The sequence below is a fragment of the Lewinella sp. genome (genome assembly GCF_050633125.1).
Taxonomy (GTDB): domain Bacteria; phylum Bacteroidota; class Bacteroidia; order Chitinophagales; family Saprospiraceae; genus Lewinella.
Genome location: NZ_JBOEFX010000075.1, coordinates 56,961 through 78,369, shown reverse-complemented (window position 1 = coordinate 78,369; position 21,409 = coordinate 56,961). Strand labels below are relative to the sequence as shown.

The following is a 21,409-nucleotide window of genomic DNA, read 5'->3' as shown; positions in this document are numbered from 1 at the left end:
GGGAACCGGGGCGCCCGCAGGGCCAAGCGAACAGCGCGTGGCGGACGACCCGCCCCTGACTGGAAGGAGGGGGAGCGCCCAAAAGAGGATACTTTATCAAAATTTCCGGCAAACAGGTTATCTTGGTTTCTCAAACTACATCTGTATGAAAAATAGCGCTGCTTTATTGCTTCTCCTCCTCGTGGCTGGTGGCCTTTGGGGTCAATCTGCTGGTATTAACGATTATTTATCGCCCGCTAAATGGCGTAATATTGGACCTTTTCGAGGAGGGCGTTCGGTAGCGTCTTGCGGCGTGGTGGGTGATGCGCTGACCTACTATATGGGGACGACTGGTGGAGGCCTCTGGAAAACGAGCGATGCGGGGCAGCACTGGCAGAATATCTCGGATGGTTACTTTAAAACAGGTTCGGTAGGGGCAGTAGCTGTAGCCCAAAACGATGCTAATGTGGTGTATGTGGGGATGGGCGAACACGCACCCCGAGGCGTGATGACGACCTATGGCGACGGCGTGTACAAATCGACAGATGCTGGTAAAACCTGGCAACACCTGGGACTGGAAATGACCCGCCACATCGCGGGCGTAAGCATTCACCCAAAGAATCCGGATGTGGTATATGTAGCAGCACAAGGAGCACTGCATGGCCCCTCGACCGAACGTGGTGTATATAAAAGTAGCGACGGCGGTAAAACCTGGCGGAAGATGCTGTATGTGAACGAAGATACGGGCTGTGCCCACCTGGTGATGGACCCTAGCAATCCGCGAATTCTCTATGCTGCTATGTGGGAGCATCGCCGATTACCCTGGCAGGTGATCAGTGGTGGTGCAGGCAGCGGCTTGTACAAATCGACCGACAGTGGCGAGACCTGGAATAAAATAGAAGAAGGCCTGCCGAAGGAGCTGGGCAAGATGAGCATTGCCGTGAGTGGTGCCAACCCGGAAAAGCTATACGCCCTGGTGGAGAGCGATACCGAAAAAGAGCAAGGCGGCTTATTTGTTTCCCAAAACGGAGGTAAATCTTGGTCGCGGATCAGCAAAGAACACCGCTTGGTGCAGCGGGCCTGGTACTATATAGAGGTGTTTGCCGATCCATTGGATGAGAACACGGTCTATGTGCTCAACGCCTCCGCCATGAAATCTACCGATGGTGGTAAAAGCTGGTCGGGAGTGGGCTACACCCACGGCGATCATCACGACCTGTGGATTAACCCAGACAACAGCGACAACATGGTCCTCTCTAACGACGGCGGCGCGGCCATTAGCTTCAATGGTGGTGATAGCTGGTCGACGCAGGATAATATGCCTACGGCACAGTTTTACCGTATCAATGTTGATAATCATTTTCCGTACCGCATCTATGGCGGGCAGCAAGATAACAGCTCGGTAAGGATTGCCAGTCGCAACACCAGCGGCCGGAGCATTACCGAAAGTAACTGGACCTACTCGGCCGGTGGGGAGAGTGCCTTTCTGGCCTTTGATCCCGATAACCCGCGCTACGTGATGGGCGGGAGCTATCAGGGGACCATTGAATTATTGGACAGCGAGACCGGAGATGGCCGCGACATTATGGCTGCGCCCTACCAGTACCTGGCCCTGAAAGCGAAAGATATGCGCTATCGCTTTAACTGGAATGCACCGATTATCTGGTCGCAACATGAACCCAATACCTTCTACCACGGAGCCCAAATGCTGCTAAAAACCCAGGACATGGGCATCAGCTGGACAGAAGCGTCGCCAGATCTGACGCGTAATGACAAAGCCAAGCAAGGCAAGGGCGGTGCTCCTTATACCAATGAAGGTGCTGGTGGCGAAAACTACGGCACGCTGAGCTACGTGATAGAGTCGCCTCATACGGCGGGCACTATTTGGACAGGCAGTGATGACGGGTTGGTACACCTTACACGAGATGGTGGCAAAACCTGGAACAATGTCACTCCGGGTGGGTTGGCGGAATGCTTGATCAATGCTATTGAGGTTTCTCCGCATGATCCGGCGACGGCCTACCTGGCAACGACGCGCTACAAGTTCAACGACTTCGCGCCAGGCTACTACAAAACCACCGATTACGGCAAAAGCTGGACCAAGATTAACCAGGGCATCCCCGACGGTGCTTACTCGCGGGTGATCCGGGAAGACGCTGAACGCGAGGGGCTGCTCTTTGCTGGTACGGAGCTGGGACTGTACCTTTCGCTAGATGGGGGAAACAACTGGACAAGCTTTCAAGGAAACCTACCTGCGGTGCCGATTACGGATTTGAACATTCACCAAGGAGATGTGATTGCCGCGACCCAAGGGCGTTCCTTTTGGGTGTTGGACGACCTGGAGTTGATTCGGCAGTATGAAGGTATTAAAAACACATTGTTCCTTTATCAACCAGCTGATGCTATCCGCTTGAATGCTGGTAGCCCGCTGGATGGCAACACCGATAATTTTGACGGAACGGATGCTACCGCAGGCATAAACCCCGCCACAGGCATGGTGCTTTACTATGAGTTAACTGAAGCGTTGGTTGGTGAAGAGGTTGAATTGCAGATCATTGGACCTGCCGGCAACTTACGCCGTACTTATTCCTCGGAGACGGATACTGATTTCAAATCCTACGCCGGCGGCCCCTCTGCAGAGGCTACGCTCCCTAAGAAAGTGGGCTTGAATCGTTTTGTATGGGATTTGAGGAACGAGCCCTTGCTGGGCGCACCTGAAGCCTATATTGAGGGGAGTTTTCGTGGGCACCGAGTAGCGCCCGGTACTTATACTCTGCAATTGATCGTAGGCGAAGCAACGATAGTGGTAGAAGCGGAAATCCTTCCCCACCCTGGCTATGAAATAGACGACAAAGCCTACGGCGAGCAAGATGGGTTCATACAGGCAGTGAGTATGCAAATAAATACCATGCACAAGGCCGTAAACGAGCTACAACAGGTAAAAGAAAGACTAGTGGATGTGATCCCACGGCTTGCTACAACAGCAACAGAACTAAGGGCCAACTGCCAGCAGCTTCTCAAGACAATTGACACTTGGGACGGTAAACTGGTACAACGCAAATCGCAGAGCTATGATGATGTGATCAACTTTGAGAATGGCCTTACGGCGGATTACTTTTTCCTGAAAGGGCAAGCAGATTCTAGCATTCCCAATGTAACACAGGCCATGGGTGCCCGCCTCAATGAACTGGACAGGATGTGGCAACCGCTGGAGCAAGAATATCAGAAGATGATCAATACGATTATTCCTGGGTTGGAAAAGCAGTTGTTGGCTGCGGGGGTGGGGTTGTTGCGTTAAACCCTACCAGAATTGGCCGAAGATCGTAGGAGGTATAGGGTTGGGAAAACGAACGGGTAGAGCAATTTCTAATTCCCAGCTTTTGCAAAAAAAAAAACGATGTTGGAAATAAATACCTTGTAGAATTGCTATCTCGCTACCCTTTACTCCAGGGACGCGAAGCGGGCCGCATCCCTCGATGGATTAAAGGTCTAGTTTGGGTTGCTCTGATTTATTAAATACTAAAAAGCGCTTTCTCATGCGATTACAACTGTTGTGCGGCCTGGTGCTGCTGGGGACGATTTTATTTGGCCAGCGGTCTCTGCCAGTACAATGGCAAAGTACCAATGGAGTGATGGACAGTGGAAGGCTAAAAAAAATCCCCTCCCGATTAACGGATGATAGCGAGTTGGTTTTTTACAAAGAGAACCCGGGCGAGGTGGCTATTTCATCAGGAAGAGTAGACTGGGTTCTTCACAAAGGTGATACCATCCTCCAGCGGCGGCACCACAATAGTCGTTATCTATTTATGCAACTGCTTTACAAAGGTGAGGTGAGGCTTTATAAGGTTATACAGTCGTGGGCTTATCCGCAATATTACCTTGTGAGAGGCGAACAATGGGAACGATTAAACCACTTAACCCCCAAGGAGGCGGGTTACAGTATATTGCGGCAAAACTGCCGTGGGTTCAAGCCTGCCAAACGAATCCGTAATGATTATCAGGCAGTAGCTGTAGCGCAGCAAATAAACGATTGCCTTGGTGCAGAAAAACATGCTCCAATTGAAACCCTGACAAACTTTATAAATCAGATAGGCATCTCTTACAATTTGCCGGCAAAACCTTATTCAAGATTCGATGATCGCAACCGAGGTTACCCTGGAAACCCCAGTAGATATTGGCCTATTTATCCTCCTTCTTTGTCCTTGTTTTACGAGCGTCAGGTCTTTCGTTATCGGACATGGCTCAAAGCCCAGCTAAATGTTGTTTTCATAAACCGTGATTACCAAGGGTATAGCAAATTAATCTACCCTGGAAACACCTATCAAGTAAGGGAAGCTTTTGAATATACTGCCTTCCAATTTTATCCCGGGCTGAATTTTGCAACAACACCCAAGAAGCGCCTACAGTTTCGCCTTGGCCTAGGAGCAGTTTTTATTGCGCCACTGGCTTCGCGCAGAGTTATCACCTTGCAGGGGCCTATCTCCATCCCCAATATTCCCGTAAAGCAGGAATTTACCAATATTGTAGCTACTGAATCTGGATACTATGCCCAAACGGGTACGCAGTTTCGTGTTTGCCGTACCCTGCACCTGGGCCTTAATTTTCGGGTTGAATCTTCCCACCAATATTTGCGACATGAGAATATAGACAGTGATTATATATTGTATTCCCATTCCTTTTCGGAAAGAGCACATGTCGCTCGAAACACCACCTATCGGCTACAAATGCAAATGGCCTATAGCTGGTAATGGCAGCTAATTACACATAGTGAAGGCATCAAAGCGATGTAGGAATAATTGAATACTATCTTATGTCTGTGACTCTCTGATTCCCCTTGATCACTTAAAATGCCTTGATAATTTCCTAAGGAAACCATCAAGGCTGATAAAATATGGGTTGTTGTGCTACGAAGTCTTTCTCCTAGATGTATTCGAAACCTTTCGCTGATGGACCAATAACAAAGGTCACAATATCGTGGCGTTTCTTTTCTTCTTTCCGACCTCCCACTCGAGTAATAGAAGGGTGCTGTACTTCTGGCTTAGGAGAAAAGGCGAAACTATTTCCATTTACATTGGTGGGTAAACTGGTACTGTAAACGGCTTGGCGCACTGGTCCGTCGGGCCCAAGAGGGTTGTCCCAATTGACATTGAAATGTTGTTTCTTGCCGCTTTTATTAAAGGTAAGCTCTACTTCAAAGTGTCCTTTCGAACGACCTGCACTTCGGTAGGGTTCCGAACGGAAGATTAAGGCCGCTGCTTCCTTTTCATTGGTCAGGGCTTCGTCGCGGAGAATAGCAGCTTCATCTGTATCAATCCATTTGCCGCCATCTTGGACGACTTTGGTGATTTTCATGGTTGAATTGGGTACTGTATTGAGTAATACCATAGAGGTGGTATTAGCTTCGCGGATAATATTGACCAAAGCTGGTACAAAGACCCCCAGCGCTACTACTGCTCCGACAATACCTACTGCCGAGCCAATAATTCCGGCAGTGATGGTCACCGCACCAATGGTAGCCACAGCTGCTCCTCCAGCGCCACCAGCGGTGGCCAGGGAGGTCATTATGGCCAAAATAGAACCTCCTGTAAGAAAACTAGCATCGAAATTGATCTTCGTCAAATCTTTATCCGAGACCGTTACCGGAACATCTACATTATAGGTGCGCCCTTTCATTGGACCATTTTGAATACGAATAGGCAAAGAAAATAGCTTTTTCATGATAAGTTATTTTAAAAGTGAAAATATTAATACTCTTTCTTAGCTGCTTAGCTAAGCTGAAGTTGCTGAGCGTAGGCAAAGAATTTTGCTGTTGGTAGTAGCATTACTGTTACAATATCATTCCGTGATTTTTCTACGCCATGCTTACCCTTGGGGTGGGAAGAGGTGACGGTTGCGAAGGCGTAGTGATTTGCAGCTCCATCTTTATTTGGGCTCGCATTATAAGTTGCTTGCCGATAAGGCCCATCAGGGCCTAAGGGATTATCCCAATTGAAGGTCACTTTTTGGTACTCCCCGCCTGGCAAATCCAGACCGAGGAGAATGCGCCCCTTTTGCAATCCTCCGCTACGGTAAGGCTGAGAGCTGTAGACTAAAGCCGCTGCTTCGTTGGTTGCTACCACTGCTTTGTCCTGCCGCATGGTAGCTTCAGAAACATCCACCCATGCACCTTTTTCTTGCTCAATATGAGCTAGACGCAAGGTGGAGTCAGGAATTGCGTTGACAAAAACGAAAGTGGTTGTATTGGCAGAACGAACGACGTCTACAATGTCAGTTACGAGAAAAGCTATGTCTGAAATTATTTCAGCAGCAATGAGTATGTTTCCTCCTACTTCTGCCACTTCTGCTAACTTGCCAGTATTGCCGCCAGGATTGGCGGAAGGTTTTTTAGCAGCAACAATCTCATTGAACGTTTCCATCAGGTAAGTACTGATTTTTATACCCAATTCGTCGCCCAACTCCTTGCCTGGCCCTGATACTTCAATGTCAACTTTCTTGTTTTTGATTTGATACCCCCCGTTCTTAAAACGAATAGATAATATAGCCTTAGTCATTGCCCCTAATTTTGGTTATGTATTTTGATTACACTTCCAAAACTCGGCGAGAATGAGCTGCTAAGACAGCAGTTTTACCCCAACGGTAGCTACTGACTTCCGAGTGGTGAGGATTAAATTCCGAATGGGAAATGGTAAGGAGCCGCTGTTAAATCAACTTTAAGCGATTGAGTACTGCTTCTTTAAAACGACGACTGATGGGCACATTTTTATTGCCCAGCACGAGAAACTCCTGGTTATCGGTTAGCGCATCAATTTTACTAAGGTTGACGACGTACGAACGGTGTACTCGCATAAACTGTTCGGGGGGGAGATTTTCTTCCAGCACCCGCAAGGGGACACTCAGCAGGTACTCTTTTTCAGCAGTATGAATCAGGCAGTAGTTACGATCGGCTTCCGCAAAAAGAATATCACTGATGTAGACCTTGATCATGCGATCCTTGTGCCGCACAAATATTCTGTCACTGAGAATGAAGGAATTATCCTGATCGCCACTTAGTTTACTGCTTTGATTGAGGCCTCCTTCCTTTCTGATGCGTTGTACGACCAGTTCAAGCGTCCGTTTGAGATCCCTGTGTTGAAAAGGTTTAGAAAGAAAGCCGTAAGGGTGAGCCGTTTTTGCTTGTTCAAAGTGTTGGTCATCAGCATTGGCCGTAAGGAAAACAACAGGAATGCTGAATTGATCGCGAATGGCTTGAGCTGTTTTTATTCCGCTCCACTCGCCTTTTAAGGCAATGTCCATCAAAACGATATCGGGTCGGGTAGCCTCGATGTTTTTCATAGCGTCTTCTCCTCTTGGCGTAATACCACTGACTTCGTATCCCATTTCCTCCAAGGCTAAAGAAATATCGGCAGCGATGATCATCTCATCTTCGACAATTAAAATTTTCAAAGGGCTTGTTTCCATTTTAAATAGGATAAGTAATTGTGATCGATGTCCCATTCGAATAATCGCGTGAAAGCTTCCCGTTGAGTTGTAGGGTCAGTAGTTCGACTAAACGTGTTCCGAAACCCGTTCCCTTGTGATTCTCAATGGCTAAACCTTGCTCTCCGATACCATTATCGGCAACGCTTAGCTGGTACTGCCCATTATCGGTTTGCTGCAAACTGAGGGATATTTCTCCCTCCTGCTCATTAGGAAAGGCGTACTTACAGGCATTGATAACCAATTCGTTAACAATCAAGCCCAAAGGTACCGCCGTGTCGACATCTACCTCTAAAGGTTCCATCGGTACCCTGATTGCAACATTGGCTGCTGCACTACCGAAGGTGTCCAGGATTGTCTGCCCCATGGTTTCCAAATAGTCCTTCATTTCTACTGCCGCAAGGTTTTTTCCTTGGTAGAGTTTCTGATGAATCAAGGCCATAGAGCGCACCCTGTTTTGGCTTTCCTGAACTGCCTGCAACGCATTTGGGTCATTGATACTAGCCGACTGTAAATTCAATAAGCTAGAAATAATCTGTAGGTTGTTTTTTACCCGATGGTGAATTTCCTGTAACAGTAATTCATTTTCTTCCATCTTTTGCCCCAGCTCCTCATTCGTCTTTGCCAGCAATTGGTTGGCAGATTGCTTCTGGCCGTAACTCCGGTAGAGGAGAAAAAGGATTAAGCCCAATAAACTCGCGATTCCAATAACGAAAACCTGAACCGTTCGCTGCTGATTCAGGCGTTCTTCCTGCGTAGAGATCAGGGCTTCTTTTTTTTCGGTTTCGTACTTGGTGCGCAATTCGCTCGTAGCCTGGTCTTTCTCTAGCGAAAGGGCCTCTGCACTGAGATCAGCTTGCTTCTCACGATACAATAAGGCGTTTTCAAAATCCCCCAACGCCTTATAGGTTTCACTTAAGTGGTCATAATTTTCAGGTAGATTGGAAGAGTAGCCATGTTCTTCTTGTAGGGCAACCCCTTCCAATAAAAAGGGTAAAGCCTGAGCGTATTTCTTTTGCCGGAGGTACACGTCACCAATATTAGCAGCAGTAGCGCTAATTCCTCGCGGGAAGCTCAAGTTCCGCGCGACTTTAATGGCTTTGAAATACCCTACTAAAGCTTCCTCGTAACGTTCCAACTGCTTCAGTACATTTGCTTGTGTATTCACGAGGCTAGCCATCTCGATTTCGGGAGCGTCAAGTTTTTGCTTTATCGTCACAGCTTCGGTGACCATTTGTAGTGCACTTTCGTAATCCCCTGGCAAAATATAGGCGTTAGCAGCTTACTGATAAGCATCAGCTAAGCCTTCCAGGTCGCCTTGTTGCTCCAGCATCGCTATTGCTTGTAAACAATAGTTAATCGCCTCATCTGCTTGTTCTAAATAACCAAGAATGTCCGCTAGCCCGAGGTACATTTTTGCGACTCCTTCTTCATCTCCAAGTTCTTCGTAATATTGAAGCCCATTCAAGCTGTGCTCGAAAGCCAATTGATACTGCCCTTGATTTTGGTAAGTAAAACCCATCTGTCGTAAACACCAGGCAGCTTTGCTTTTTTCTTCCTCTTGCTCATAGAATTTATAAGCAGAAGAAAAATACCATTGAGCAGAGTCATACGCTCCCATCATCTGTAAAACATCGCCTTTCTGAAACTGAAAATCTGCTGTCTTTGCAGTTAACTGAGATTGTTTAGCAATTTGCAAACCTTGCTCGGCATAAAAAAGGGATTTTTCCAAGTCCAGATCACTCGCTACAACACTCAATTGAGTCAACAGTACCAACTTGTCTATTGGGTCTCCAGCAACCTCCAGCGCCTGCTCCAGGCTGTCGAGAACTTCTGATTGGCAATAAACACTACCCGAAGTGAGTAGCAGGAGTATTATGGTGTATATGGATTTCATACCCTTAGTTACAGCAATATTGATGTTGTTGTCACTAACGGGAAGATAACATTTAAGTAGTGTCTAAAAAACTAAATCCTCTTTTAGATTTCCCCAACAGGCTCAAAACTAGGCCTTGCTAATTGGACTTCATTGACAACTGTATCCGCTTACGTTCCCGATCAATGGATACTACCCGAACCTGCACTTGCTGATTTAGGCTCACGACATCCGCTGGGTTTTTTACAAACTTATCAGCCAACTGGCTGATATGCACCAGGCCATTTTCTTTGATACCAATGTCTACAAAGGCACCAAAATTGGTCACATTGGTTACAATGCCTGGCAATTGCATCCCTTCATGAAGGTCATCAATGGTGCTGACGTTGGCAAACTGGAAAGATTTGGCTTCGCCTCGGGGATCAAGGCCGGGTTTGGCCAATTCCTGGAGGATATCTTTCAGTGTGGGGAGGCCAACCTCGTCGGTGATATACTGGCGGAGATTAATCTGTTTGCGTAACTCGGCCCGTTGAATCAAATCCATTACACCCACCCGCAGGTCTGCGGCCATCTGCTCTACGAGCGCGTAGCGTTCGGGGTGAACAGCTGTATTGTCCAAGGGGTTCTTGCCTTCGCGGATGCGCAAGAAGCCAGCCGCTTGCTCGAAGGCTTTATCACCTAAACGGGATACCTTTTTCAAGGTTTTACGCGACTTGAAGGGGCCATTTTCTCGGCGATAGTCCACAATGTTTTGGGCCAACGTGGGGCCAAGGCCGGATACGTAAGTCAGCAGGTGTTTGCTAGCCGTATTTAGGTTGATCCCTACTGCGTTTACACTGCTTTCTACCGTGCGGTCTAAGCTATCTTTTAGCATCGTCTGGTTTACATCGTGCTGGTATTGGCCAACGCCGATGCTCTTGGGGTCAATCTTTACCAACTCGGCCAATGGGTCCATTAAACGGCGACCAATAGAAACCGCGCCGCGCACGGTAAGGTCTAATTCGGCAAATTCTTCCCTTGCGGCCTCCGAGGCAGAATAAATAGACGCTCCTGCTTCGTTGACCGAGAAAACTTCCACGCGGCGATCAAAATTGATGCTGCTGCACAGGCTGAGCGTTTCCCTGCCAGCGGTACCATTACCTACCGCTATCGCATCGATGTTGTAGCGGTCGACCATATCCTCCAGCATGTAGCGGGTTTCGGCATCTTTATTCTGAGGCGGGTGTGGGTAGATCGTAGTGTGGTATAGTAGATTGCCATTGGCATCGAGGCATACCACTTTGCAGCCTGTTCGGAACCCTGGGTCGATGCCCAATGTGGCTCGTTGGCCCAAAGGAGGGGCCAGCAGTAATTGCCGCAGGTTGGTGGTAAACACTTCAATGGCCTCTTTATCTGCTTTGTCTTTGGCCAGTTTGCGAAATTCGGTTTCTATGCTAGGGCCAAGTAGTCGCTGGTAACTATCTTGAAGTGCCATTTTCACCTGCTGACTGGCTTCGCCGTAACCATCCAGCCAGCTACGTTCCAAGTCGGAGAGTACCAATTCGTCTTCGGGGGCAATGATGACTCGTAGAAGCCCCTCTTCTTCACCACGACGGATAGCCAACAGGCGGTGACTTGGGCATTTGCTCAGTGGTTCGCTGTAGTCGAAATAGTCCTGGTATTTAGCAGCTTCCTTGTCTTTACCACGTGCAACCTTGCTGGTAATGACCGCGCTGCGCCGAAAATGTTTCCGTGCGGTATTTCGTGCTTTTTCGTCTTCATTTGCTATTTCCGCGATGATGTCGCGGGCGCCTTGCAATGCATCTTCTACCGTGGGTACATCGTCATTCAAGTAACTTGCGGCCATCGTTTCGATGCCCTGCTGCTGGCGCTGGTCCAGTATTTTGAGGGCGAGGGGCTCCAAGCCTCTTTCGCGAGCTACGCTGGCGCGAGTTTTGCGCTTGCGTTTATAAGGCAAGTACAAATCTTCTAGTTCATTGGTGTCGAAAGTGTTACGGATACGTTGCTCCAATTCGGGCGTAAGCTTGCCCTGCTCCGCAATGGCAGACAAGATGGTTTCGCGGCGCTTCTCCAAATCTGTTAGCCGCTTGTGTTCCTGCTGGATTTCAGCCAACTCTACTTCGTCTAATTCTCCAGTAGCCTCTTTCCGGTAACGGGCAACAAAAGGAATGGTTGCGCCATCATCAAACAGCCGCAAAGCTGCTGCTACCTGCTTCTCCGAAATATTAACCGCCTTTGCAATTCGCTTAATCAACGCTGATGACATGAACTTCTTTTTTTGGGAACGCAAAGATGGGGAATTGGGAGCAGAATATGACCGGTTACAAGGATTCTTTATAGCAATTGAATATGAACCATATAAGGGCATATAAGAAAACATAAGCCTCTCTTTTTGATTCGCTTTTGGCAACTTAACTGTCCATTTTCGTACAATACTGTACGTTAGTGTACAATCCAATCTTCCTTTGTTTTTAATAAATATTTGATTGCCAGTGTATTAAAGCCTGCGGCATACCTCTTGCTGTCTTTAGGTAGAATTGAAATCACCCGACATTATGTTTAAGAACTATATCAAGACCGCTTTAAGAAATCTTTGGAAGAACCGATTCTATAGCGGCATCAACTTACTGGGCCTGAGCAGTGGAATGTTGTGTTTTCTTTTCATTGCGGCTTTCGTTCAGGATGAACTGAGTTTTAATCGTTTTCACGAAAAAGGGGAACGGATTGTACGCATGAATTTCACCGGAAAGATGGGCGAAAACGACCTTACCGTGCCACAACTTGGCGCGCCAGTAGGGGCTGTAATGAAGGAAGAGTTTCCGGAAGTAGAAAGCTTTGTTCGCTTTCGGGAAACAGGAGAGTACCTCGTTCGCTATGAAAACCAAAGTTTTCAGGAGAGCAAAGTCGTCTATGCAGACAGTACGTTATTGGATATTTTTGACTTTACGCTGATCGCTGGTGATCGAAGCAGTATTTTGCGACAAGCAGGAACGGCTATCGTTACCCAATCCATCGCCAAAAAGTATTTCGGTAATCAAAACCCTATTGGTAAAACCATCCAATTGGACAATGAATCGGACTACGTCGTGAATGGCGTTTTGGCGGACCTGCCCAAGAATTCCACCATTCAGCAGGACATCTTTTTAGCCATGGCTGCCCTTCCTGAAAGTCGCGAAACCTTGTGGACGAATATGAATTTCGAGACCTACTTCCTGCTTCGTGAAGGAGCGAGCATTGCCAATGTGGAAGCCAAACTCCCGGAGTTTCTTCGGCGACACCTGGGCAGTGAAATGGAACGATTCCTCAAAATCTCTTTCGATGATTTCCTTGCCGCTGGTAATTCCGGTGCGTTTACCATTTTACCACTGCACGATATCTATCTCCATTCTGAATTCCAAGAGAACCTCGGACCTAGTAGCGACATCAAATACCTTTACATTTTTGGTGCAGTTGGCTTATTTATACTGTTGTTGGCGGCCATCAACTTTGTCAATCTGGCGACAGCGAGGGCGTCTACCCGTTCCCGGGAAGTAGGTGTCCGCAAAGTCGTAGGTGCTGGTCGACGCCAGCTTATGGGGCAGTTTCTGTCAGAGAGTACCCTGCTCGCTTTTATGGCCTTGGGGACCGCTCTAATTGGAATGGCGATTACGTTACCTTACTTCAATGAGCTGGCTGGTAAATCCATCAGCATGGGTTTCTTTGCCGAACAACCGCTGATGGTATTTGTTGGCTTTTCGCTGGTAGCGCTGATTGGCTTGCTTGCAGGTGTTTATCCTTCCTTTGTTTTGGCTGGATTCAAGCCGATCGAAGCCATTCAACAACGTGTACAAGGCAATGGCAGAAGCCACCAGTCGGGATTGCGGGGCGCACTGGTGGTCTTTCAGTTTGCTATTACGACTTTACTATTGGTAGGAACGCTGACGGTATACCAACAAATGCAATTTGTACAAGAGAAGAAACTCGGCTACAACAAGGAGCAACTTTTACTCATAGATGGGGCTTACGGTTTGGGGGATCAACTATCGGCTTTCGCTTCTCAGCTGGAGATGGACGCAAGGGTAAAACATCTGGCGACGACCAGTTACTTGCCTACTCCTTCCAGTCGTAACAAGAGTGGCTACTTTTTGGGCAATAGTCCTGATAAAAGTGCGCTGTACATGATGCAGGTATGGTATGTAGATGAAAATTACCTACCCACTATAGATATTGAATTGGTAGAAGGTCGCAACTTTGAACCTACGACCGAAACAGGAATTACGACCAACGTTATTGTTAACGAAGCTGCCATTCGCGAGTTTCATCTTACTGGTGACGTCATTGGACAACAGATCAGCCGCAACTTCGGCGAGGATGCCGGCGATCAATCTGAGCTTCATGTCTACAATATTGTAGGTGTGGTAAAAGATTTCCATTTTGAATCGCTCCACCATAAAATCGACCCGTTGGTGATGCACCAAGGTCAGAGCACCCGCTTTGTGGCTGCCCGCGTGACGCCAACAGACTTACCTGGGTTACTTACCGATATTGAGCAAAAATGGAAGGCCTTGGCTCCTCATCAACCTTTTCAGTATACCTTTTTAGATGAAGGGTTTTCACAAATGTACGAGGCTGAGATTCGGATGAGTAAAGTGGCGCGGCTCTTTGCCTTTTTGTCGATCCTGATTGCGAGTATTGGGCTATTGGGACTTGCGACCTTCACGGCGCTTCAACGCCAGAAAGAAGTAAGTATTCGTAAAGTGTTGGGTGCTTCTGTCAGTGGCTTATTTCTGCTGCTTACCCGTGATTTTGGTAAACTGATTCTTATTGCATTGGTGATCAGTTTGCCGCTGTCGTGGTACCTGATGCAGCAGTGGTTGCAGGGGTTTGTGTACGCCACAGCGATCAGTATCGGTACTTTCTTCCTTACGGGTGGGGTATTGCTATTGGTGGCACTATTGGCGGTAGGGTTCCAGTCGCTGCGGACAGCACTGGGGAATCCGGTGGATGCTTTGCGGGGAACGTAGGGGGCCGAAAGCTCCTCAAAATAGACTGTCTCACGCAGAGGTGCAGTGCTTTTTATTGCTGGCTATCAACTAGATGCACATTAACTATTGTTTGTATAAAGAGAATAAAGTAGCAACGTTGCACAAAGCAATGTCTCTACTCTTTTTCTAAAGGCACCTTAATATCATCGAACTGACTCAAGTGATTATTTACATCATTTATATCTCTGTAGCACATGGCGAATAATCCAATCCAGGATCTACCATTAGCGTCCATTTTGTGAATATGAGTGGTTCTATAAGGCGTCATTAACACATAGATATTATCCTCATTTTTCTTGCAGAAGAAAATATGCTCGCGTTTTTTATAGATTCTTAAACCATACGCATGGGGGAGTTGTAGAGAATGAACCTTTCCTTCGCGGATAAGCATACCTTCTATTTCTTCTACATTTTTATAGATAATAACAGTATCGCTTAGGCCTGAACCTCGGTAAGTGTGACTTACGTCTAAAATAATTTCATAGCGAAGTTCGTCCTTGATAATCACATATTCTGCACTAACAATGATGCCTCTGACGATTATAGGTGCTTCAGAAATCAGTTGTTCTGACATCGACTTTCTAGTTTCAAAATCAAACCTCCAGGTATTAAAAGGATGTAAGTAATCTCGGGCATAAAGTTGATCACTTTCTTCTGAATAGGCGGGTTGCGCAGCTAGGTCAATCGGTGTAAAGAAAGCCAGAAGGGTAGTAACAACTAGGTAGAGCGGAAGTGAATTAGTAGACATTAACGCACTAATTTAAGTGATCGTTGTGATGCGACTGGTCGCACAATAAGGTAAAATACATAAATTCTTAAGTAGAGCGTACTTGTGCTGCAAGCTGACTCCGCCAGTGGGATAACCACCCCCGACTTTGTAAGTCGACCCCGCCAGCGGGGTATGAGGAAGGTGTGTTTACGTATGTATCCTCTTAGCGCGCAGGCCAGCGGCCGAAGCGCGGTGGCCGGAGGCCACAAGGACCAGCGGTGGTAGCACTGTAGCGCCAGCGCAGTGCGGACGACGCGGCACCGATCCCGACTGCATCAGTCGGGAGCAGGTGGGGCCCAAAAAAACGAGAACCTCCCCCCAAAAGTAGCTCGTGCAGAGACGTAGAGGATTTTTCCTTGGGATTACGAAAACAGTGTAGTACCAGCGCTTGCAGGAAACAAATAATTAAAACAGTCTCATAAAATCAACAAATAGAAACAAATCCTCTAATTATCCTTCGGTGGACAACTCAAAGCGTGTATCTTTGTTGCTTATACAAGAAAAAGATTCTCTGACAATTTTTATGTTCAGCGTCAATCAAAAGTAAAAATAACGCTCCTTAACAGTCGCTTAGAATTTTCACTTTAGTTTGACCACAAAAATTTTCAGAGAAGGACCAAAAAGAACGCATGAGTTCCGTAGATACGACCCGAGAAATCACCAAGGCTGACTTACGCAATACGATCTTTATCAAAGGTGCACGCAGCAACAACCTGAAGAACATAAGTCTGGATATTCCGAAGAACAAACTGGTGGTGGTTACCGGTGTTTCGGGGTCGGGGAAATCGTCGATAACGATGGATACGCTGTTTGCGGAAGGGCAGCGGCGTTACGTAGAGAGTCTGTCGAGTTATGCGCGGCAGTTCTTGATGCGAATGAAGAAACCAGATGTAGACTACATCAAAGGCATCTGCCCCGCCATTGCGATTGAACAAAAAGTGAGTACGGCCAATGCACGTTCTACAGTGGGGACATTGACGGAAGTGTACGATTATTTGCGCCTGCTTTACGCCCGGATTGGCAGGACGGTGAGTCCTGTGTCGGGAATGGAGGTGAAGAAACACGAGGTGTCGGATGTTGTCGACTATATCCTGCAACTGCCTGAAGGTAGCAAGGTGCAACTGTTGGCACCAGCCCCTGCAAAATATCGCGACAGAACGTTGGGTGCCGAGCTGCAACTGCTGTTACAAAAGGGGTATACTCGTGTATTTTGGGACGGCGAGCTCCAGGATATTCAAGAGTTGATGGAGTCGAAAGATAAAAACCTGCCTAAGAAGCTGGAAAAGCTGAAAGAGGAGTTGCTGATTTTGGTGGATCGGGTTGTGGTAAAAGTTGACGACGAAGAGAACAATAAACGTATTGCGGATTCGGTGCAAACGGCTTTTTATGAGAGTGAGGGCGACTGCCAGGTGATGACGATTGGTGGTGAAACGAAGAACTTCAACAACCGCTTTGAGCTGGACGGAATGACCTTTTTAGAACCCTCTCCACAGCTCTTCAATTTCAACAATCCTTATGGCGCTTGTCCTAAATGTGAAGGCTTCAGTTTGGTGATGGGCATCGATGAAAACAAGGTAATTCCCAATCCGGCGCTGAGTGTATACGAAGGCGTGGTCGCTTGCTGGAAAGGAGAGCGCTATGGGCGTTGGTTGGACAAATTTCTGAATGTAGCGCACAAGTTTGACTTCCCTGTGCATACGCCTTACCAGGATTTGAGCAGGGCTGAACAGCGCTTGTTGTGGCGTGGAAACAGCTTCTTTAATGGTATAGATGCCTTCTTTGGCGAGCTGCAAGAGAAGATGTACAAAATACAAAACCGCGTAATGCTGGCCCGCTACCGTGGGCGAACGCGTTGCCCGGAATGTGACGGAAGCCGCCTGCGCCAGGAGGCCAGCTATGTGCTGGTGAGTGGACATCCGATCACCCATCTGACGGACATGCCGATCAAGAATTTGCTGACCTTCTTTGCGGAATTGGAACTGAGTGAAAACGATCAGCAGATTGGTCGCCGCCTGTTGTTGGAGGTCAATAATCGACTGAAGTTTATGTTTGACCTGGGGTTAGGATATCTAACCTTGAGCCGCTTATCGAATACCCTTAGTGGTGGCGAAACCCAGCGGATTAATCTAACTCGTACGCTGGGTAGCAACCTCACAGCATCCATGTACTTGCTGGACGAACCTAGTATTGGTTTGCACCCACGCGATACCGGGCGACTGGTAACGGTATTGGAGCGCTTGCGCGACCTGGGCAACACGGTAGTCGTGGTGGAGCATGAGGAAGACGTGATTAAAAGCGCCGACTACCTGATCGATATCGGCCCGGCGGCCGGTATCCACGGTGGAGAGGTCGTCTTCGCCGGGCCCTATGCAGACATCTACGACGAAGCAACTGAAAGTCTGACCACCAAATACATGAGCGGTCGGATGGCTATACCCGTCCCCGAGAGCCGCCGCCCGGTGAGCAACTACCTGCGGATACGTGGAGCACGACAAAACAACCTGAAAAATGTAGACGCCGACATTCCGCTGAATGCGCTGACGGTAGTAACGGGCGTATCAGGTAGCGGCAAGACCAGCTTGGTGAAAGACATCATTTACCGGGCGCTAAAAAAAGAACTAGAAGAAACGTATAGCAAAACGCCCGGTGTTTTCAAAGAATTGCAGGGCGAAGTAGGCATGCTGACGCAGGTAGAGCTGGTGAATCAGAAACCTATTGGAAAATCATCGCGCTCGAATCCGATTACTTATGTGAAGGCTTATGATGCCATTCGTAAATTGATGTCAGATCAGCAATTGTCGAAAATCCGGGGTTACAAGCCTGGGCACTTCTCGTTCAACGTGGATGGTGGCCGCTGTGACGAATGCAAAGGCGATGGTGAGATTGTGGTAGAGATGCAGTTTTTGGCGGACATTCGGCTAGAATGCGAAGCCTGTGGCGGCAAGCGCTTCAAGTCGGACTTGCTGGATGTGACTTACAATAACAAAAATATCCACCAGATCCTGCAGATGAGCATTGAAGAAGCGCTGGACTTCTTCAAGGAGCACAATGATATTCTGAGTAAAATACAGCCGCTATTTGATGTAGGGTTGGGATATGTCCAGTTGGGGCAAGCCTCCTCGACCCTATCGGGAGGTGAGGCGCAGCGGGTAAAGCTGGCTTCGTTTTTGAGTAAAGAAAGTGCCCGCGACCATGTTTTCTTCATTTTTGACGAACCTACGACGGGCCTACATTTTCACGATATCCGCAAATTACTGGATGCATTGAATGCATTGGTAGAAAAAGGCCACACTGTACTGGTGGTAGAGCACAATCTAGAAGTGGTAAAATGTGCTGACTGGGTGGTCGATCTCGGCCCTGAGGGCGGTGTAGAAGGTGGCCACTTGGTGTTTCAGGGCCGCCCGGAAGATTTGGTCAACGTCAAGGAATCCTATACGGGACAGTATTTGGGGGAGAAATTGGGGGGAAGGGTTGATGGTTGATGGTTGTTGGTTTGGTGACCAGGTCGAGACGTTACACTGCAACGTCTGTGGGCTAAAAACAGGGTCGGAAATATTTATTCTTTTCGATTAAAACGGTACCAATCCAAAAAATCGACCGATTGATTTATACTAGAGGAATCAGACATATTTTGCATATCAATACCCGTTTTTTCTTTAACGATTGCGATAAGCTCGCTACGGTGGATACCAAACTTTTGAGATACCAAAACAGCACAAGACCTTGCACTGGACGCTCTGTGTGATAAGGGAAGATCTTCCCGTTGAGCTCTTCTTTTATGTCCCGAAAAAGACATCTACGATTCTATTTATAAACTAAAAAAAACAAAAAAGGCGGAGACTAAGCCTTTTGCGCCAGTGCCTTTGCTGCATTATCCACGATCTGCTACAACCATGGTTCTCAGCTTGTCCACCAACCGAGTTGGTACACTGACAGCGCCGCCTTTTTGGGAGAGTGGCGTGTCTCTCGTCGTATGGGGCATTCTCGACTGCTATTTTTCCCTCTGCTCTTGCGGAGCATTCGGTTACGCTTTCAACGCTTACCTAAAGTGCAAACTTTCATCAAGTACCTCAGCCTTGCGAGCTTTGGTTACTCCTGGTTAAGCCGTAGCTTCCAGGAATTAGGCGCTTTGATTACCCTATACCGGTCAGGCCTTTGCTAGATTAAGAATACAAGATTCGCACTTGTGACCCTCGGTTTATTAAACCAATGCTCTACTAACTGAGCTAACTCTCTGCCACTGAAATGTGCCTGACCAACTGCTCCGTACCCTTTTGGGGTACCGAATACAGCACATTTCCTGCGTTTCGGTTTACAAAACCTACTGTACCGTACTTTAAGACTACTGGGCAGATTGAAGCCTACCTTTCCCCTTTGATACTGAATAGTTGCATTTACTTAGTAAAAATTCACACTTCTATTCTACACCTTATCCCATCAGTACTCGTTGTTTTTAGCGTGTTCAGCAGGGCAGCTACGCCCTTTATCTTCTCACCGTTGGCCCGAAGACGATCCTTTCCCAAGGGACTGAAACAAACAACTTACTACTCCGTTCTCCAGTTTTCGCTGAAGACCACCAGCGGGGTGGCGGCAGGATGGTGCTTGCTTGAACGAACCCCAAGCGGGGCAGGGCGCTGTGGCGGCATCCCTTTTACAGCCTTTACAGACTGCTGTTCTTGGCTACCCGAAGGCAGCGACGACTCAAGCGTCGTTTTCTCTTATGTCAATAAAGGTAATTGATTATTACCCCGATAAACCTGCGTTTATACTGTTGCACGAAGCCGTAAAAATCTTTTTTAATGGCCGTGCGAGGAGGATAACCGGAGAGGGGAAAGAATAGTTCCCAAGGAAGAAGAATCTATTGATATTAATTCGCCTGAATCAGCCACACCCCACCTACGATTAGGCTAATACCGAGGATACGCCACCAATTGATTTCCTGAACAGGAACCCCCAGCCAACCGTAGTGATCCATCACCAACGAGAAAGCCATCTGCCCTGCGACGGTGAGGCCCAGGGTTATGGCCACGCCTAAACGCGGCGTTAAAACAATCAGTGATGCAACATAGAAAGCACCTAGCAGGCCCCCGGTCCAAATCGACCAGTGCTCGGATTGGGTATTTTGAATTTGGGCAAAATCTACCCGGCCAACAATAAGGTACAGGAATAATCCGGCCATCCCCACGATAAAGGAGAGAAAAGTACCATAAAGAGGATCGCCAACGGATTTACTCAATTTGGTGTTAATGGCGGCTTGTATGGGTAAAACTACACCGGCAAGTACAGCCAGAATAATAAACAATGCTGCTTTCATGAAGGCAAAGATAGCAAACACTCTATAGGGGCGCTCACATGTATTTGGGGTAATTCAAAACACCAAATCTCTAAATGTTTCCCCGGTATAGCTAAGTTTACCGATACTGTGTTCCAAGCATAAACCCACGACGGCCACAAGCTCCTTTGGCAAAACCACCTACACCAAAAGAAAGCTCCAAGCCAAAGCTGATACGATAAGGAACGGTATTTCCTTGGTCGGCAAGGTTGCTATCAATCGAAGGGTAACCATTTGTCATGCCTTGTGGCGTTACAAAATCAGTCAGGCCATACTCTACACGTAGACCAGCTTTGAATACCATAGCCTCTGACCCGGAAAGGAAAGCCCCAAGGCCCAAAACCCCCGAGATATAACTGTCTTCATACTTCCCTTCTACAGACACTGGCTTGATACCCGAAGTCTGGGTGAGCTCCGTTATAGAAGTATATTTGGCACCACCTTCTATGTACACACCCGATTGGGGGTAAAAGCGATAAAGGCCATAGTAATCGTAGACTTCCCACTCTAGGTTGTTACGAAAAGATTCGTCTGTACTCGGGCGATATGTAATATTTTGAAAAAATGTTGCTCTCATTATTTCAAAATTCAAGCCATGATGATCTCCAATATTTAGCCCAACAGTACCTCCGTAGCTGTAGGCTAAATTAAGGCTATAGTCATGCTGATTATCACTGGCTAAGGTAGAGTTATAGTAGCCGGCTGGGCCAAAACTCGCTTTAGGACCCAGTTCCAACCATATTTGTGCAGAAGCGATGGTCGTAAAAAACAGAAAAACGAAAGTGGGAAGAATAGCTTTTCTCATAATGCTGATTAGTCGTTACAATTAAGGTGTGTAATTACAGCAGTAAGATACGGTAAAGCCGCAAAATGTTACCCCCATTAACGTTTTTAGAAAAAAAGGTCAAAAGTCTTTCATCTTCTGATGAATAATATTACCTTTGCCAACCGAA

General features: G+C 47.4%; 13 protein-coding genes and 1 tRNA gene. 4 read left to right on the top strand and 10 right to left on the bottom strand.

Features of this window, described 5'->3' with window-relative positions; genetic code table 11:
• Positions 1 to 145 precede the first annotated feature (145 nt).
• Complete coding sequence (locus ACRBG0_RS16420) at positions 146 to 3,277, top strand: VPS10 domain-containing protein (protein ID WP_431487953.1); 3,132 nt, start codon at positions 146 to 148, stop codon at positions 3,275 to 3,277.
• 238 nt (positions 3,278 to 3,515) lie between these two features.
• Positions 3,516 to 4,727, top strand: a complete 1,212-nt coding sequence (locus tag ACRBG0_RS16415; protein WP_431487952.1) for a hypothetical protein — start codon at positions 3,516 to 3,518, stop codon at positions 4,725 to 4,727.
• 172 nt (positions 4,728 to 4,899) lie between these two features.
• Here ACRBG0_RS16415 and ACRBG0_RS16410 read toward each other — a convergent pair whose 3' ends face one another.
• The 6 genes from ACRBG0_RS16410 to ACRBG0_RS16385 form a co-directional block, all read right to left on the bottom strand.
• Positions 4,900 to 5,697, bottom strand: coding sequence for a hypothetical protein (locus ACRBG0_RS16410; RefSeq protein ID WP_431487951.1), 798 nt, complete (start codon positions 5,695 to 5,697; stop codon positions 4,900 to 4,902).
• Between the two features lie 47 nt (positions 5,698 to 5,744).
• Positions 5,745 to 6,530 carry a hypothetical protein gene (locus tag ACRBG0_RS16405; RefSeq protein WP_431487950.1) on the bottom strand — a complete coding sequence of 262 codons (786 nt, stop codon included), beginning with the start codon at positions 6,528 to 6,530 and terminating at the stop codon, positions 5,745 to 5,747.
• 148 nt (positions 6,531 to 6,678) lie between these two features.
• Positions 6,679 to 7,422, bottom strand: a complete 744-nt coding sequence (locus ACRBG0_RS16400; RefSeq protein WP_431487949.1) for a LytR/AlgR family response regulator transcription factor — start codon at positions 7,420 to 7,422, stop codon at positions 6,679 to 6,681.
• A gap of 16 nt (positions 7,423 to 7,438) precedes the next feature.
• Positions 7,439 to 8,719, bottom strand: coding sequence for a sensor histidine kinase (locus ACRBG0_RS16395; RefSeq protein WP_431487948.1), 1,281 nt, complete (start codon positions 8,717 to 8,719; stop codon positions 7,439 to 7,441).
• 18 nt (positions 8,720 to 8,737) lie between these two features.
• Positions 8,738 to 9,352 (bottom strand): tetratricopeptide repeat protein, encoded by a 615-nt coding sequence (locus tag ACRBG0_RS16390; RefSeq protein WP_431487947.1) that lies wholly within the window; start codon positions 9,350 to 9,352, stop codon positions 8,738 to 8,740.
• 118 nt (positions 9,353 to 9,470) lie between these two features.
• Positions 9,471 to 11,597, bottom strand: coding sequence for a Tex family protein (locus tag ACRBG0_RS16385; protein ID WP_431487946.1), 2,127 nt, complete (start codon positions 11,595 to 11,597; stop codon positions 9,471 to 9,473).
• A 289-nt stretch (positions 11,598 to 11,886) separates the two neighbouring features.
• Here ACRBG0_RS16385 and ACRBG0_RS16380 point away from each other — a divergent pair, with 289 nt between their 5' ends.
• The gene (locus ACRBG0_RS16380) at positions 11,887 to 14,334 is read left to right on the top strand and encodes an ABC transporter permease (protein ID WP_431487945.1); all 2,448 of its coding nucleotides are present in this window, start codon (positions 11,887 to 11,889) and stop codon (positions 14,332 to 14,334) included.
• 136 nt (positions 14,335 to 14,470) lie between these two features.
• Here the strand turns inward: ACRBG0_RS16380 and ACRBG0_RS16375 are convergent, their stop codons facing one another.
• The gene (locus ACRBG0_RS16375; RefSeq protein ID WP_431487944.1) at positions 14,471 to 15,103 is read right to left on the bottom strand and encodes a hypothetical protein; all 633 of its coding nucleotides are present in this window, start codon (positions 15,101 to 15,103) and stop codon (positions 14,471 to 14,473) included.
• A gap of 650 nt (positions 15,104 to 15,753) precedes the next feature.
• On the opposite strand from ACRBG0_RS16375, the gene uvrA reads away from it, so the two are divergent.
• Positions 15,754 to 18,606, top strand: coding sequence for an excinuclease ABC subunit UvrA (gene uvrA / locus ACRBG0_RS16370; RefSeq protein ID WP_431487943.1), 2,853 nt, complete (start codon positions 15,754 to 15,756; stop codon positions 18,604 to 18,606).
• Between the two features lie 681 nt (positions 18,607 to 19,287).
• On the opposite strand, the gene ACRBG0_RS16365 is transcribed toward uvrA, so the two are convergent.
• The 3 genes from ACRBG0_RS16365 to ACRBG0_RS16355 all read right to left on the bottom strand — a co-directional run bounded on the left by ACRBG0_RS16365 (position 19,288) and on the right by ACRBG0_RS16355 (position 21,261).
• Positions 19,288 to 19,360, bottom strand: a tRNA-Ile gene (locus tag ACRBG0_RS16365).
• A 631-nt stretch (positions 19,361 to 19,991) separates the two neighbouring features.
• A complete protein-coding gene (locus ACRBG0_RS16360; RefSeq protein ID WP_431487942.1) occupies positions 19,992 to 20,438 on the bottom strand; it encodes a DMT family transporter in 447 nt (148 codons plus the stop codon).
• A 97-nt stretch (positions 20,439 to 20,535) separates the two neighbouring features.
• A complete protein-coding gene (locus ACRBG0_RS16355) occupies positions 20,536 to 21,261 on the bottom strand; it encodes a hypothetical protein (protein ID WP_431487941.1) in 726 nt (241 codons plus the stop codon).
• Positions 21,262 to 21,409 lie beyond the last annotated feature (148 nt).